The organism is Enterobacter wuhouensis, from assembly GCF_004331265.1.
Taxonomy (GTDB): domain Bacteria; phylum Pseudomonadota; class Gammaproteobacteria; order Enterobacterales; family Enterobacteriaceae; genus Enterobacter; species Enterobacter wuhouensis.
In genome coordinates this window covers 197240-212097 of sequence record NZ_SJOO01000001.1, presented here as the reverse complement: position 1 = coordinate 212097, position 14858 = coordinate 197240, and the positions used below count along the sequence as shown (strand labels likewise).

13 protein-coding genes are annotated in these 14858 nt (G+C 54.6%); 5 read left to right on the top strand and 8 right to left on the bottom strand.

Annotated elements, in window-relative coordinates:
- Positions 1-451: 451 nt before the first annotated feature.
- The 3 genes from E0L20_RS01170 to mgrB form a co-directional block, all read right to left on the bottom strand.
- Positions 452-1441 (bottom strand): MBL fold metallo-hydrolase, encoded by a 990-nt coding sequence (locus E0L20_RS01170; protein WP_131632297.1) that lies wholly within the window; start codon positions 1439-1441, stop codon positions 452-454.
- Between the two features lie 23 nt (positions 1442-1464).
- A complete protein-coding gene (locus E0L20_RS01165) occupies positions 1465-1755 on the bottom strand; it encodes a YebO family protein (RefSeq protein WP_131632296.1) in 291 nt (96 codons plus the stop codon).
- A 74-nt stretch (positions 1756-1829) separates the two neighbouring features.
- Positions 1830-1973, bottom strand: a complete 144-nt coding sequence (mgrB, locus tag E0L20_RS01160; protein ID WP_013096124.1) for a PhoP/PhoQ regulatory lipoprotein MgrB — start codon at positions 1971-1973, stop codon at positions 1830-1832.
- Positions 1974-2133: 160 nt separating this feature from the next.
- Here mgrB and E0L20_RS01155 point away from each other — a divergent pair, with 160 nt between their 5' ends.
- Positions 2134-2373 carry a YobH family protein gene (locus E0L20_RS01155; protein ID WP_131632295.1) on the top strand — a complete coding sequence of 80 codons (240 nt, stop codon included), beginning with the start codon at positions 2134-2136 and terminating at the stop codon, positions 2371-2373.
- Positions 2374-2438: 65 nt separating this feature from the next.
- Here the strand turns inward: E0L20_RS01155 and kdgR are convergent, their stop codons facing one another.
- Positions 2439-3230: a DNA-binding transcriptional regulator KdgR gene (gene kdgR / locus E0L20_RS01150; protein WP_131632294.1), complete on the bottom strand. Its 792-nt coding sequence runs from the start codon at positions 3228-3230 to the stop codon at positions 2439-2441.
- 178 nt (positions 3231-3408) lie between these two features.
- Here kdgR and E0L20_RS01145 point away from each other — a divergent pair, with 178 nt between their 5' ends.
- Positions 3409-4782, top strand: a complete 1374-nt coding sequence (locus tag E0L20_RS01145; RefSeq protein WP_131632293.1) for an MFS transporter — start codon at positions 3409-3411, stop codon at positions 4780-4782.
- 51 nt (positions 4783-4833) lie between these two features.
- On the opposite strand, the gene htpX is transcribed toward E0L20_RS01145, so the two are convergent.
- From htpX to E0L20_RS01125, 4 genes are all read right to left on the bottom strand, one after another.
- Positions 4834-5715: a protease HtpX gene (gene htpX, locus E0L20_RS01140; RefSeq protein ID WP_131632292.1), complete on the bottom strand. Its 882-nt coding sequence runs from the start codon at positions 5713-5715 to the stop codon at positions 4834-4836.
- A gap of 193 nt (positions 5716-5908) precedes the next feature.
- Positions 5909-7957, bottom strand: a complete 2049-nt coding sequence (gene prc / locus E0L20_RS01135; RefSeq protein WP_131632291.1) for a carboxy terminal-processing peptidase — start codon at positions 7955-7957, stop codon at positions 5909-5911.
- 19 nt (positions 7958-7976) lie between these two features.
- Positions 7977-8666 carry an RNA chaperone ProQ gene (gene proQ / locus E0L20_RS01130; RefSeq protein ID WP_131632290.1) on the bottom strand — a complete coding sequence of 230 codons (690 nt, stop codon included), beginning with the start codon at positions 8664-8666 and terminating at the stop codon, positions 7977-7979.
- Positions 8667-8762: 96 nt separating this feature from the next.
- Positions 8763-9260: a GAF domain-containing protein gene (locus E0L20_RS01125; protein ID WP_131632289.1), complete on the bottom strand. Its 498-nt coding sequence runs from the start codon at positions 9258-9260 to the stop codon at positions 8763-8765.
- Between the two features lie 132 nt (positions 9261-9392).
- Here E0L20_RS01125 and yebS point away from each other — a divergent pair, with 132 nt between their 5' ends.
- The 3 genes from yebS (at position 9393) to rsmF (ending at position 14798) form a co-directional block, all read left to right on the top strand.
- Positions 9393-10676, top strand: coding sequence for a membrane integrity lipid transport subunit YebS (yebS, locus tag E0L20_RS01120; RefSeq protein ID WP_131632288.1), 1284 nt, complete (start codon positions 9393-9395; stop codon positions 10674-10676).
- Entirely contained in the window at positions 10645-13278 is a 2634-nt protein-coding gene (locus tag E0L20_RS01115) for a PqiB family protein (RefSeq protein WP_131632287.1), read from the top strand. The genes yebS and E0L20_RS01115 overlap by 32 nt, the downstream gene beginning before the upstream one ends.
- Before the next feature lie 77 nt (positions 13279-13355).
- On the top strand, positions 13356-14798 hold the full coding sequence (gene rsmF / locus E0L20_RS01110; protein ID WP_131632286.1) for a 16S rRNA (cytosine(1407)-C(5))-methyltransferase RsmF: 1443 nt from the start codon (positions 13356-13358) through the stop codon (positions 14796-14798).
- The last annotated feature ends 60 nt before the right edge of the window (positions 14799-14858 follow it).

The following is a 14858-nucleotide window of genomic DNA, read 5'->3' as shown; positions in this document are numbered from 1 at the left end:
GTGTCTCGATCCGCCGCACAAATTCAGACACTGGCCTGTAGCAATCCGCACAATTATGCGCAAAGCTCATGGTCAGCGTTACTCCTCTACACAGCCCCAGCCTTACTGTTGCAAGCGCTGTAATCTAAGACTTTTTTACCTTAGCTCAATAACTTCAGAGCGTCCAGAGCCGACGAAAAGTTTCCTCAGCATAATGATTGAGTTAGAACATTTTCTGAAAACTTATGCTGAAATCAATGTAACGCAGTTGCAAAGAAGCCCACCCTATTCGTTGTTAACGGCGGCCGTCAAATTGCATTATAAATAGCCAATCAATTAATAGCGTTATGCACCAAAATAATGAAATTTTTATGACTTTGCCTCAAAAGAAGGCAAGCAAAACGTTTCGATAAAAATATAACATCCGCGAGTAGTTCAAATACACAATATATGCAAGAAACTTACGGTTCGTTTAGAAGGATAAATATTCACCAATTTTCAGTATCCTAAATGAATTATTAACTACCGCTAAATTATCAATCGCCTGCGCCAGCTCCAAAACAGGCTCGTCAAGGGACTCATCTGCCAGCTCAAAGACGCCCCAGTGGACAGGAAAAGCCAGCGGGCTTCCCAGCTGCTGCCACAGCGCCACAGCGGACTGCGGGTCCATATGATGTACTGCCATGAACCATCTTGGTGCATAGGCACCAACGGGCAAGGCCGCAGCATCAATTTTACCAAGACGTTCAGGAATGAGTAACAGTTCAGGGGTATAGCCCGTGTCGCCGCTGAACCAGAAACGATGTTGCCGCCCTTCAAAGACCCATCCGCACCAGAGAGAGCGATTACGATCCCACGGCGAACGCATGCTCCAGTGCTGCGCCGGTACGGCGGTAAGCGCCATACCGTGCCAGATGAAACTCTGCCACCAGTCAAGCTCAACGATCTGCCTTGCTCCCCGTCGGCGAAACCAGTCAGCCAGACCTAACGGCACAAACAGAGACACGTCCGGGAAGCGCTTCAGTATCCGATTGACGGTCGCGGCATCCAGATGATCGTAATGGTTATGGGAAATAACGACAGCATCGAGTCGTTCAAGCTGCTCGATGGAAAGTGCGGGTGGTGTTTTACGCTTTGGCCCTAAAAATGGAAGCGGGGACGCGCGACGGGAAAAGACGGGATCGATGAGCAGCGTATTGCCATCCATTTGCAGCAGGACGCTGGCATGACCCAGCCACCATACGCCATCTTCTGACGGTTGATTCAGATCGGCAGGCTGCCACCACTGACGGATGAATTCGTCATAACCAACTGCCGGAGGTTTAGGCAAGCCTGCGGCCTTTCGTGCCTTTCGCCACCGCTCGACGTCACCGGCCTCATGCCCTACCGGATCGGTGTTACGAAAGCCCTCTGGCGTGTGGTGCTTAAGGGAGGGGTTATACCAGGGATTTTTCCAGACCACATCCACCTCCCCTGCGCGACAAATTAACGCTCTGCCACCAGACGGATAAAGTCGTCCTCGTCGTCTTTGTCTTCAGCGACACTTTCTTTCTGCACGTCTTTCACTTCCGGCTCGTTCGCCTCACACAGGCGACGCAGCAGCGCCGTTTGGCGCTTTTGCTGATCGAGCAATGCTTCCAGAAGTTCGATTTGTTCGTTAGTACGAGAGCTGGCGCGATTAACGAAAAACCAGACCACTAATCCCACGATCAGAACAACGAAAGAGATTACCAGAGATGCCATATTCAGCAGCCCTGAACTCATTAACTCACCCATTTCACCACCTCAATAAAAACGTCTATTTTACCACTGGCGTGAAGGAAGGAAATCAGATTGAGAAAAAATGGCTGTTACCACGGGATAAACTTATTAATTGCGCAAACGCCGCTAAAAAACTGTACATCCTGGTCGCACATCACGTTGATAGTCTGCGTCCACAGCACTACGCATGCTATCAGTACAATAACCAGAATTACCCAGCGTATTTTTTTCACTCCACACTCCGTCTTAAGACCTGATGAGTCCAGGTTACCACGGTTATCTTAAACAAGGACTAACTGTAACTTCATCACGCTCTTTTCAGAATCATGCACTTGTTTCACAGGGTAAACCGTTTACGCTTATCTGCATGACAACAAAGATAAAGAGGCACTGATGCGCTTAATTATTCGCACTATTCTTGCTCTGGCTATCGTCTGGATTGGCCTTCTTTTAACCGGATACGGCGTGCTTGTGGGAAGCACTGAAAATGCCGCTGGATTAGGTATCCAGTGTAAATATCTGACCGCACAAGGTACCAGTACCGCCCAGTACCTGCATTCCGATAGCGGCATCATTGGGTTAACCAACTGCCCGGTACTGCGTAAAACGTCCGTCGTGGTAGATAATGGCTGACCGGCACTGTTTCTGATTAACAAAAAACGCCGCAACGATTGCGGCGTTTTTTTTCTTAACAGGGTTTAGAACGGATAATCGTTGTAGCCCATCTGCTCAGAAATTTTACGCGCGGCGGTATGGAGAATAGCAACATACTCGTGCAGGCGCTCCTCGGAGAAGCGCAGCGTCGGGAATGAAATACTCAGCCCCGCGATCACAACGCCAAAACGGTCGAACACGGGAACGCCGATGCAGCGAAGGCCTTCTTCCTGCTCTTCGTTGTCTTCGCCATATCCCTGCTCGCGCACCTTATCGAGAACCGTTAACAATTCCTCGGTGCTGGTAATGGTGCGCTCGGTGCTGCGCTTGTACTCTACGCCTTCGAGGATCTGTTCGACTTCTTCACGGTCACGCCATGCCAGCAGAACCTTACCAATGGCGGTGCTGTACAGCGGGTTGCGACGACCGATGCGCGAATACATACGCAGGTTATACATCGAGTCAATTTTATGAATGTAAACAATGCTGTCTTCATCCAGCGCGCCCAGGTGGACCGTCTCTTTGGTCAGGCGAGAAAGTTCGCGCATCTGAATATCGGCGCTGCGGATCAGGTCGACGTTTTGCAGTGCACGGGCACCTAATTCGAAGAGTTTCAACGTCAGAGAGTATTTTTCGGACTCACCTTCCTGCGCAACGTAGCCCAACGACTTCATGGTCTGCAAAAAGCGATAAACGGTGCTCTTTGACATCATCACACGCTGCGATAACTCTGTAATACCAATTTCACGCTCTTCCCCGAGCGCCTGTAAGATGCCAAACACCTTCAGCACGGAAGAAACAGAATCTGGCTGCTTATCCAAATCTGCAATTGCCATTTATCACCTCATGGAGAGTGTTTTATAAAAATCAGAACCGGTTTTTATTATAATTTCCCGCCATGCTGCCTGCAATCAATCCTCGTTTACTTCGTTACAAATCTGCGACATAAAACCGAATTAACGATGCTAAAATAGTTACCCTGAGAATAATTTCACCTTGAGCATTTCACCCAGCATGGAAAAAAACCTTACCGATGGCCTGCCGTTACCCCAGCGTTACGGCGCTATCGCTACGATCGTTATCGGCATTTCAATGGCCGTTCTGGACGGCGCTATCGCGAACGTTGCCCTGCCAACCATCGCCAGCGACCTGCATGCTTCACCCGCCAGTTCTATCTGGATCGTGAATGCTTACCAGATCGCCATTGTCGTTTCCCTCCTGTCCCTCTCTTTTTTGGGCGACATGTTCGGCTACCGCCGGGTCTACCAGTGCGGGCTTGCTGTATTTACCTTAACCTCGCTTTTCTGCGCCCTATCAGACTCACTGCATACGCTGACGGTTGCCCGCATTTTGCAAGGATTTGGCGGCGCAGCGCTAATGAGCGTCAACACTGCGCTGATCCGCTTAATTTATCCGCAGCGCCAGCTTGGCCGGGGGATGGGGATTAACTCCTTTATTGTGGCCGTCTCTTCAGCCGCCGGGCCAACAATTGCTGCGGCCATTCTCTCGGTTGCGTCATGGCAATGGCTGTTTGCCATCAACGTTCCGCTGGGTATCGCGGCGATCTTCTTTGCTCTTCGCTATTTGCCGGCAAACGGCTCTAAAAGCGCGATGCCGCGCTTTGACCTGCCGAGCGCGGTGATGAATGCCCTGACGTTTGGCCTGCTGATTACCGCCCTGAGCGGCTTTGCGCAGGGCCAGTCTCTTCTGCTTACCGGGGCTGAGCTTGTCGCGCTGCTGGTCATTGGCTTCTTCTTTGTGCGCCGCCAGCTCTCATTGCCCGTGCCGCTGCTACCCGTTGATTTACTGCGTATTCCTCTCTTCTCACTTTCTATTTGTACGTCCATCTGTTCGTTCTGCGCCCAGATGCTGGCGCTGGTATCCCTGCCCTTCTTCCTGCAAAGCGTAATAGGTCGCTCAGAGGTCGAAACCGGGCTGCTGTTAACGCCCTGGCCGCTGGCGACGATGGTAATGGCCCCGCTGGCAGGCTATTTAATTGAGCGGGTACATGCTGGACTGCTGGGGGCACTGGGGCTGATCGTGATGGCGACCGGGCTTTTTGCACTGGCATTGCTTCCGTCCTCACCCACGGATTTGGATATTATCTGGCGCATGATGCTGTGCGGGGCGGGATTCGGCCTGTTCCAGTCCCCGAATAACCACACCATCATTACCTCCGCGCCGCGCAACCGCAGCGGCGGTGCCAGCGGCATGCTGGGGACGGCGCGCCTGCTCGGGCAAAGCACCGGTGCTGCACTTGTCGCGCTGATGTTTAACCTCGCGGGGCAAAACGGCAATCACGTTGCGCTCCTGACTGCGGGAACGCTCGCAACCCTCGCCGCGATCGTCAGCGGGCTGCGCGTCACCCAGCCCCGCGCGCAGGCATAAAAAAAAGCCGGGCAGCGTTTATTCTGCCCGGCCTTGCTGTCAGTTGAAGCGTTACTTCAGGTATTCCCCACTGCGCAGCGCTTCGATACGTTTATCCAGCGGCGGGTGAGACATGAACAGCTCGCTCAGCGATTTCGACTTACCGTTGATGCAGAAGGCCATCATGCTGCTCGCTTCCTGCGGTTCGTAGCTGGTTTTCAGACGCTGCAGCGCGGCGATCATCTTCTCACGACCAACCAGTTTCGCAGAGCCCGCGTCAGCGTGGAATTCACGGTGACGGGAGAACCACATGGTGATGATGCTTGCCAGAATACCAAACACCAGCTCCAGCACCATCGACACCGCGAAGTAGATCAGCGGGTTACCGTTGCTCTCTTCGCCTTCGTCACGGTTACCGCTCATAAATCCTGCCGCAATCTGCGCCAGAATTCGGGAAATGAAGATAACGAAGGTGTTCACCACGCCCTGGATCAGGGTCATGGTCACCATGTCACCATTGGCGATATGGCTGATTTCGTGAGCGATAACCGCTTCGGCTTCGTCACGGCTCATGTTCTGCAGCAGACCGGTGCTGACGGCAACCAGAGACGCGTCACGACGCGCACCGGTCGCGAAGGCGTTGATGTCCGGCGCATGGTAAATGGCGACCTGCGGCATGGCGATCCCGGCCTGTTGGGATTGCTGAGCAACCGTATTCATCAGCCAGCGTTCCATATCGTTACGCGGTTGTTCAATAACTTCACCGCCAACTGATTTAAGCGCCATCCATTTCGACATCAGCAGTGAAATGAACGAGCCACCAAAACCAAACAGCAGCGCCATAATCAACAGACCCTGAACGCTGCTCGACTGAATTCCCGTCAGGCTTAGCACAAGCCCGAATACCACCATCACCGCAAGGTTGGTGAGCAGGAAGAGCGCGATTCGCATCATAATTTTCTTTTAACCTCAGTTTAACAAAGCGCACTATGCGATTACCCACATCGTATGGGTATTGTGGCTATTTTCAAGGATTCAGGGTGCGTAAGTCACCAGAAAGACACAACTTTACACAATTGAAAGTCTGATTGACGGGAGGAGGCAGAACTAAAAAAAACAGGCACAATTTCTTGTGCCTGTTGAGAGATTATTTTGCCGGTGCGGGCTGTACGGCAGGCTTATCTTTTTCGAGATTCGCCAGGTCGAGGGCAATATGCACCGTCTCGTCCAGGTACGGATCCGGCTCCTGGTAATCTTTTGGCAGATCGTCCAGTTTCTTGAGCAGAGGCTTACCTTCGCGTTTGAAGCGGTCGTTGACACGCGCCAGACGCGTTGCGTCGTCTTCGTTATTCTCTTTCTCACGCTGAGCGTAGTTAAGAGAGACGATATTCCGTTTTTCTTTCAGGGCATTGAAACGCGCAATGTCCTTCATGATGTACTGGAATTCCGGATCTTTCGCGATGCGATCGTTATGGTCTTTCAGCAATTCAGGACCGAACTGCTTCATATCACCCGCTTTCACGTAGGTCGCGGCATTGATGCTATCCCACGGCAGCGCGTTATCTTCAAACTTCTCGCCCGTTTCCGTCTCTTCCGTGCCGGTTGGCATCATGATGTCCGGCGTCACGCCTTTACGCTGCGTACTGCCGCCATTCACGCGGTAGAATTTCTGAATGGTGTACTGGACAGAGCCCAGGGCAGGCCATTCCGGACGCAGCATCTGGTCGTAGATTCGGTTCAGAGAACGGTACTGCTGGACGGTCCCTTTACCGAACGTCGGTTCACCGACGATCAGCGCGCGGCCATAGTCCTGCATTGCTGCGGCAAAGATTTCAGACGCAGACGCACTGAAACGATCGACTAAGACCACCAGCGGGCCTTTGTAATAGACCACGCCGTCGGTATCAGCATCTTCGCGCACTTTGCCGTTGTTATCGCGCACCTGAACCACCGGGCCAGACGGGATAAACAGGCCAGACAGGGAAACCGCTTCGGTCAACGCCCCGCCGCCATTGCTGCGCAGATCGATAATTACGCTGCTGACGTTCTGTTTCTCAAGCTTTTGAAGCTGCACTTTGACATCGTCAGTCAAACCAACGTAGAAGCCAGGAATATCAAGCACACCGACCTTCTCTTTACCCACGGTTTTCACCGACATTTTCACCGCGCGGTCTTCCAGGCGGATACGCTCACGCGTCAGGGTAACAATACGGGTTTTGGTGCCTTTGCCTGCGGGCAGGATCTCCAGGCGAACCTTGCTGCCTTTCGGGCCTTTAATCAGCGCAACCACATCGTCCAGACGCCAGCCGATCACATCGACCATGTTCTGTCCGGTTTGACCTACGCCCACAATGCGGTCGCCGACGCTGATGGCCTTGCTTTTCGACGCCGGGCCACCTGCAACCATCGAGTTGATGATCGTGTAGTCATCGTCCATCTGCAGCACCGCGCCGATACCTTCAAGAGAGAGGCTCATCTCAGTATTGAACTGTTCGGTGTTACGCGGGGAGAGATAGTTGGTGTGTGGGTCGATTTCGTGAGCAAACGCTGTCATTGCGAGTGAGAAGACATCTTCACTGTTTGTCTGCGCCAGACGACGAATAGCAAATTTGTAACGGCGGGTGAGCGTGTCACGGATCTCTTTTTCGTCTTTGCCCGTCAGCTTAAGGCTCAGTTCGTCATACTTAACTTTTCCGTCCCACAGCGCATTCAGCTCGGCTTCATCTTTCGGCCAGGGCGCTTTACTGCGGTCCAGATTAAAGGTGTCGTTGCCGGTAAAGTCCATCGGACGTTCCAGGACCTTCAGCGCATACTGGTAACGTTCAAAACGGCGTTTTTGCGACAGGTTATACAGGTCGTAGAACAGGTCCAGCTTGCCGGATCGTAGCTCATCACCCACATCGGATTTGCGTTTTGCGAACTGCTCGACATCGCTGGCGAGCAGTACGTTATGGCTGTAATCCAGCAAGTTCAGATAGCGGTCAAAGATTTTGGCCGAGAAGGCCTGATCGAGATCGAACTGACGATAGTGCGAACGAGTGAAGCGCGACGTCACGCGCTCACTCACCGTCGCGTGCTGTGTCTCTTCCTTGAGTACCGGAATTTGATCAACACGCGTGATATCGTCCACTGCGAAAGCGTGGCCTGTTATAGCAAACAGGCCCGCCAGCGCGGTGAGCTTAAAAAAAGTGTTCATGCCAGGCTTGGCCTCCGTTTCAGAACAACAAGTGTTCTGCGCGTACAATCATTGACATACCAGAAGTCAGCTGTACACGAACGCCATCTTTGGTGATTTCCATTACGGTGGCATCCATTGCGTTGTTACCCGCTTTGACCTTCAGAGCCTGACCAACGCTCAGCGCATTGATGTCGGACACTGGGGTGTGGCGCGGCTCTTCACGAGGTGCGCGAGGGGCTTTAGCTGCTGCTGGTTTGTCAGCACGCGGTTTACGATCGTTATTCTCGTTACGGCGCGGTGCAGGACGTGGCTTGCGCTCGCGACGAGGCGCGTCTTCCTGGCCGTTTGCCGCAGCGGCTTCACGTTTTTTCGCTTGCTGTTCGGCACGCTGTGCCTGAACGCGTGCTTTGGCTTCTTCAAGCTGTTTGCGCGCGTGCTCAACGTGCTGCTCGTCGAGTTCACCACAAGGGTTACCGTCGAGATCGACACGGGTTGCACCGGCTTTAATACCGTACAGGTAGCGCCAGCTTGAAGTATAAAGACGTAAGGCGGAGCGAAGCTGAGTTTTGCTGAGGTTCATTTCCCCCTCAACGCGCGCCACCAAATCCTGAAAAATACCGACTTTCAGGGGACGAGCTTCGCCTTCAGCGCTAAAGCACTGCGGGAAACGCTCGGCCAGAAATGCGATAACTTCTTTACTGCTATTCAACTTAGGTTGATTTTCCATGAAATTTCCTGATTACAACGGACGTTGCCAACAAGCGCAGGCATGAACAGGCGACATTATAATGACGCTATCAGTAAATGCTACGTTATCCGTTGATTATCCTGCGACGCTCGCAAAGAATTTGTGATAATCGGTTACTGTCAGCACGCTTTCAAGGTTAGACACCAGCTCGCGCAACCCGTGTTCGTCCTCTGCCGTAAAGCGGCTGAAGACCGTACTGTCGATATCCAGAACGCCAATAATCTGATTTTTCACCACCAGCGGAAGAACGATCTCAGAATTACTGGCCGCATCGCAGGCAATGTGCCCGTCGAATGCGTGCACGTCTTCCACGCGCTGGACTTCATTGGTAGCAACGGCAGTACCGCACACGCCGCGCCCAACGGGGATACGCACGCAGGCGAGTTTGCCCTGGAAGGGCCCCAACACCAGCGTTTCGCCTTCAAGAAGATAAAAACCGGCCCAGTTCACGTCGGACAGACGCTCAAACAGTAATGCGCTAGTATTTGCCAGAGTGGCTAAGAAGCTGGTTTCACCCGCCATCAATGCCTTAAAATCGCGGTTGAGATCCGCGTAGAATTCTGTTTTGTTCATTCTTCAATCACTTAGTTGTCTTACAAAATTACCGCATAGCCTATTAAAATAAGCATTAAATGCGCTCATGCTCAAGATGAATCAGATCATGAGTTATTATAACTTCTAACAATACTTATCTATGCGCAGCTGATGGCCTTAAAAACAAACCACATTACGCCGACCAAAAAAATCACCATCCATACGGTAAGTGAAGCCCTGCCGCGTGCACATTATCAGCGTTGCCCTCAGTGCGATACGCTTTTTATGTTGCCGAAGATGAAATCGCATCAAAGTGCCTTTTGTCCCTGCTGCGATGCAAAAATCCGCGACGGGCGCGACTGGTCTTTAACCCGGCTCGCCGCTATGGCGGTCACCATGCTTCTGCTTATGCCGTTTGCGTGGAGCGAGCCGTTGCTAAAGCTCTACCTGCTGGGGGTACGTATTGATGCCAACGTGTTGCAGGGCATCTGGCAAATGACGCGTCAGGGCGATCCCCTAACGGCCGCAATGGTGCTGTTCTGCACCGTCGGCGCGCCGCTGGTGCTGGTCGCCGCGATAGCCTATCTGTGGTTTGGCAACATTCTCGGAATGAACCTGCGCCCCGTCCTGCTGATGCTGGACAAGCTGAAAGAGTGGGTCATGCTGGACATCTATCTGGTAGGCGTAGGCGTCGCGTCAATCAAGGTGCAGGACTACGCGTTTTTACAGCCCGGCATTGGCCTTTTCGCCTTTATATCGTTGGTATTATTAAGCATTCTCACCCTGATCCATCTCAATGTGGAACAGCTATGGGAACGATTTTACCCGCAGCGCCCTGCCACGCGTCCGAATGAAAACCTGCGGGTCTGTCTGGGATGTCATTATACCGGGCTGCCGGATGCCCGCGGCCGCTGCCCGCGCTGCCATATCCCACTAAGGCACCGACGCAATAACAGCCTGCAAAAGTGCTGGGCGGCGCTGATTGCTTCGCTGGTGTTCCTGATCCCTGCCAACGTACTGCCGATTTCCATAATTTACGTGAATGGTGCGCGTCAGGAAGATACTATCCTTTCCGGGATCATCTCCCTCGGACACAGTAACATCGGGGTAGCCGCAATTGTCTTTATCGCCAGTATCCTGGTGCCGTTTACGAAAGTGGTGGTGATGTTTACCCTGCTTATCAGCATTCACTTTAAATGCGAGCAGGGCTTACGCACCCGCATTCTGCTCTTGAGATTCGTTACCTGGATTGGCCGCTGGTCGATGTTGGATCTGTTCGTCATTTCATTGATGATGTCGCTGATTAACCGCGACCAGTTACTTGCTTTTACAATGGGACCCGCGGCTTTTTATTTCGGCTCTGCGGTGATATTGACTATTCTTGCTGTGGAATGGCTGGATAGCCGCTTACTTTGGGATGCACATGAGTCAGGAAACGCCCGCTTCGCCGACTGAAGCGAGAATTAAAACAAAACGCCGCATTTCGCCATTCTGGTTGCTGCCTGTCATTGCGCTGATGATTGCAGGCTGGCTTATCTGGACGAGCTATGAAGATCGCGGAAGTACCGTCACCATTGATTTCCAGACCGCCGACGGCATCGTCGCCGGGCGAACCCCGGTTCGCTTCCAGGGGGTTGAAGTGGGTACGGTCCAGGACATCTCCCTTGGAAAAGGGCTTAACAAAATTCAGGTGCGCGTCAGCATTAAATCTGACATGCAGGATGCCCTGCGCAGCGAAACGCAGTTCTGGCTGGTGACGCCTAAAGCCTCTCTGGCCGGTGTCTCCGGACTAGACGCGCTTGTGGGCGGTAACTACATCGGCATGATGCCGGGCAAAGGTGAACCGCAGGATCACTTTGTTGCCCTGGATACGCAGCCCAAATACCGGCTCAACAACGGCGATTTGATGATCCACCTGCAGGCGCCCGACCTTGGCTCTCTGAACAGCGGATCGCTGGTTTATTTCCGCAAGATCCCGGTTGGCCGCGTGTATGACTACGCCATTAACCCGAATAAACAGGGCGTCACCATCGACGTGCTGATCGAACGCCGCTTCACCAATCTTGTTAAGAAAGGCAGCCGCTTCTGGAACGTTTCAGGCGTAGATGCCGACCTGAGCCTGAGCGGTGCAAAAGTGAAGCTCGAAAGCCTGGCCGCGCTGGTCAACGGTGCGATCGCTTTCGATTCGCCTGAAGGCTCGAATCCAGCCACTGCCGATGACACCTTCGGGCTGTATGCGGATCTGGCCCACAGCCAGCGGGGCGTGATTGTGAAGCTCGCCCTGCCCAGCGCCAAGGGCTTGAAAGCAGGTTCAACCCCGCTGATGTACCAGGGATTAGAGGTCGGCCAGTTGACCAAAATGACGCTTAACCCCGGCGGGTCTGTGACCGGGGAAATGACCGTCGATCCGAGCGTAGTGGATCTGCTTCGCGAGAAAACGCGCATTGAAATGCGCAGTCCAAAGCTCTCGCTTAGCGACGCCAGCATCAGCAGCCTGCTGACCGGCAGCACCTTTGAGCTTATTCCAGGCGAAGGTCCCCCGAGCAATAATTTCGTCATCGCCACGGCGGATAAAGCGCTTCTGCAAAAACCCGGCGTGCTGACGGTCACGCTGACCGCCCCGGAAAGCTACGGGATTGAGGCCGGGCAGCCGCTCATCCTGCACGGCGTGCAGGTCGGACAGGTGCTCGATCGCAAGCTGTCCGAGAAAGGCGTCTCCTTCTCTGCGGCCATCGATCCGCAGTATAGCGATTTGGTGCATGGCGACAGCAAGTTTGTCGTCAACAGCCGCGTCGACGTGAAGGTCGGTTTGGACGGCGTGGAGTTCCTCGGGGCCAGCGCCAGCGAATGGGTCAACGGCGGGATACGCATCCTGCCAGGCAACAAAGGCCCGCTGCGCGACAGCTATCCGCTGTATGCCAATCTGGACAAGGCGATTGAAAACAGCCTGAGCGACCTGCCGACCACCACGCTGACGTTAAGTGCCGAAACGCTGCCGGACGTGCAGGCGGGCTCCGTCGTGCTCTACCGCAAGTTCGAGGTGGGCGAAGTGATCACCGTGCGTCCTCGCGCGGATGCGTTTGATATCGAACTGCACATCAAGCCGGAATATCGCAAGCTGCTGACTCAAAACAGCGTTTTCTGGGCGGAAGGCGGCGCGAAGGTCCAGCTGAACGGCAGCGGGCTAACCGTCCAGGCCTCCCCTCTCTCCCGTGCGCTGCGCGGCGCAATTAGCTTCGATAATCTGCCCGGCGCGGGCGGCAATATGCGCAAGGGCGACAAGCGAATCCTCTTCCCGTCAGAAACTGCGGCGCGCGCGGTGGGCGGACAGATTACCCTGCACGCTTTCGATGCAGGCAAGCTGGCCGAAGGAATGCCGATTCGCTATCTGGGCATTGATATCGGGCAGATCCAGAAGCTGACGCTGATCACGGCGCGCAACGAAGTGCAGGCCACGGCCGTGCTCTACCCTGAATACGTTCAGACCTTTGCCCGGTCAGGCTCACGTTTCTCGGTGGTGACGCCGCAGATTTCTGCCGCAGGCGTTGAGCATCTCGACACCATTTTGCAGCCGTACATTAACGTCGAGCCGGGACGCGGCAACGCACGCCGCGATTTCGAGCTGCAGGAAGCTACGATCACAGACTCACGCTATCTTGACGGCCTGAGCATCGTGGTGGAAGTACCGGAAGCGGGTGGCCTGGCCATCGGTACGCCGGTGCTGTTCCGCGGTATCGAAGTGGGGACGGTAACGGGCCTGAACCTGGGCACGCTGTCAGACCGCGTGATGGTGGCGCTGCGCATCAGCGAGCGCTATCAGCACCTGGTGAGAAACAACTCGGTGTTCTGGCTGGCATCCGGCTATTCGCTGGACTTCGGCCTGACCGGAGGGGTAGTGAAAACCGGGACCTTCAACCAGTTCATTCGCGGCGGCATCGCCTTTGCGACACCGCCGGGTACGCCGCTGGCGCCGAAGGCGCAGCCGGGTAAACACTTCCTGCTGCTCGAAAGCGAACCGAAAGAGTGGCGCGAGTGGGGAACCGCCCTGCCGCGTTAATCTGCAAGGCTCCGGTGTCAACGCGCCGGAGCCTTTATGCTACACTGCGCACCTGAAATTTTCCCTGTGGTGTGCCCGTGGCTCAAAACTCCGTATATCTTCCTGAACAATTCCTGGCGCAAATGCGCGAGGCGCTTCCTTCTCATCTCTCCTTCGACGATTTTATCGCCGCGTGTCAGCGGCCGTTGCGCCGCAGCATTCGCGTTAACACGCTTAAGATTAGCGTTGCCGATTTTCTGACGCTGGTATCGCCCTATCGCTGGCAGCTCACGCCGGTGCCCTGGTGTGAAGAGGGTTTCTGGATCGAGCGTGAAGACGACGACGCCCTGCCGCTGGGCAGCACCGCCGAACACCTGAGCGGACTGTTTTATATTCAGGAAGCCAGCTCAATGCTGCCGGTCGCCGCGCTGTTTGCGGATGATAACGCACCTGAGCGGGTGATGGACGTCGCCGCCGCGCCGGGGTCGAAAACCACGCAGATCGCCGCACGCATGGGCAACCGAGGCGCTATCCTCGCCAATGAGTTTTCCGCCAGCCGCGTCAAGGTGCTGCACGCCAACATCAGCCGCTGCGGGATACATAACGTTGCCCTGACCCACTTTGACGGCCGCGTCTTTGGCGCCGCCCTGCCGGAAGCCTTTGACGCAATCCTGCTGGATGCGCCGTGCTCGGGTGAAGGCGTGGTGCGTAAAGATCCTGATGCGTTAAAAAACTGGTCGACAGAAAGTAATCTGGACATCGCCGCCACCCAGCGCGAGCTGATCGACAGCGCGTTTCATGCGTTGAGGCCTGGCGGTACGCTGGTTTATTCAACCTGTACGCTAAACCGCGATGAAAACGAGGACGTCTGCCTGTGGCTGAAGGCGCAGTATCCGGATGCCGTCGAGATCCTGCCTCTGAACGATCTTTTCGACACGGCAAAAGAGGCCGTCACGCCGGAAGGATTCCTGCACGTTTTCCCGCAGATTTACGATTGCGAAGGATTCTTTGTGGCCCGCCTGCGCAAAACCCGCGCGATCGATCCGCTGCCCGCACCGACGTTCAGGGTGGGCAAGTTCCCGTTTACGCCGCTTAAGGGCCGCGAAGCCGCGCAGGCGGAAACCGCCGCCGGCAAGGTTGGCCTGAACTGGGACGACAGCCTGCGTCTCTGGACGCGTGACAAGGAGATCTGGCTTTTCCCGAGCCATATCGAACCGCTGATTGGCAAAGTGCGCTTTTCCCGTCTGGGTATTCGCCTGGCGGAGGTTCACAACAAAGGCTATCGCTGGCAGCACGAGGCCGTCATAGCCCTGGCCGGAAGCGAAAACACTTTTGCCCTGACGCATCAGGAAGCCGAGGAGTGGTATCGCGGGCGCGACGTATACCCTGAAAGCACGCCGCAGCAGGATGAAGCGATCGTGACGTATCAGGGATATCCGCTGGGGCTGGCGAAAAAGGTGGGGTCGCGGCTAAAAAACAGCTACCCGCGCGAGCTGGTCAGAGACGGGCGTCTGTTTACCGGTAACGATCGCACGGACTGAAAAAAGCGCACTTTTTTACTGGCGCTTTCGCGCTCCTTGTCTAGGATCAAAAATGGGTGG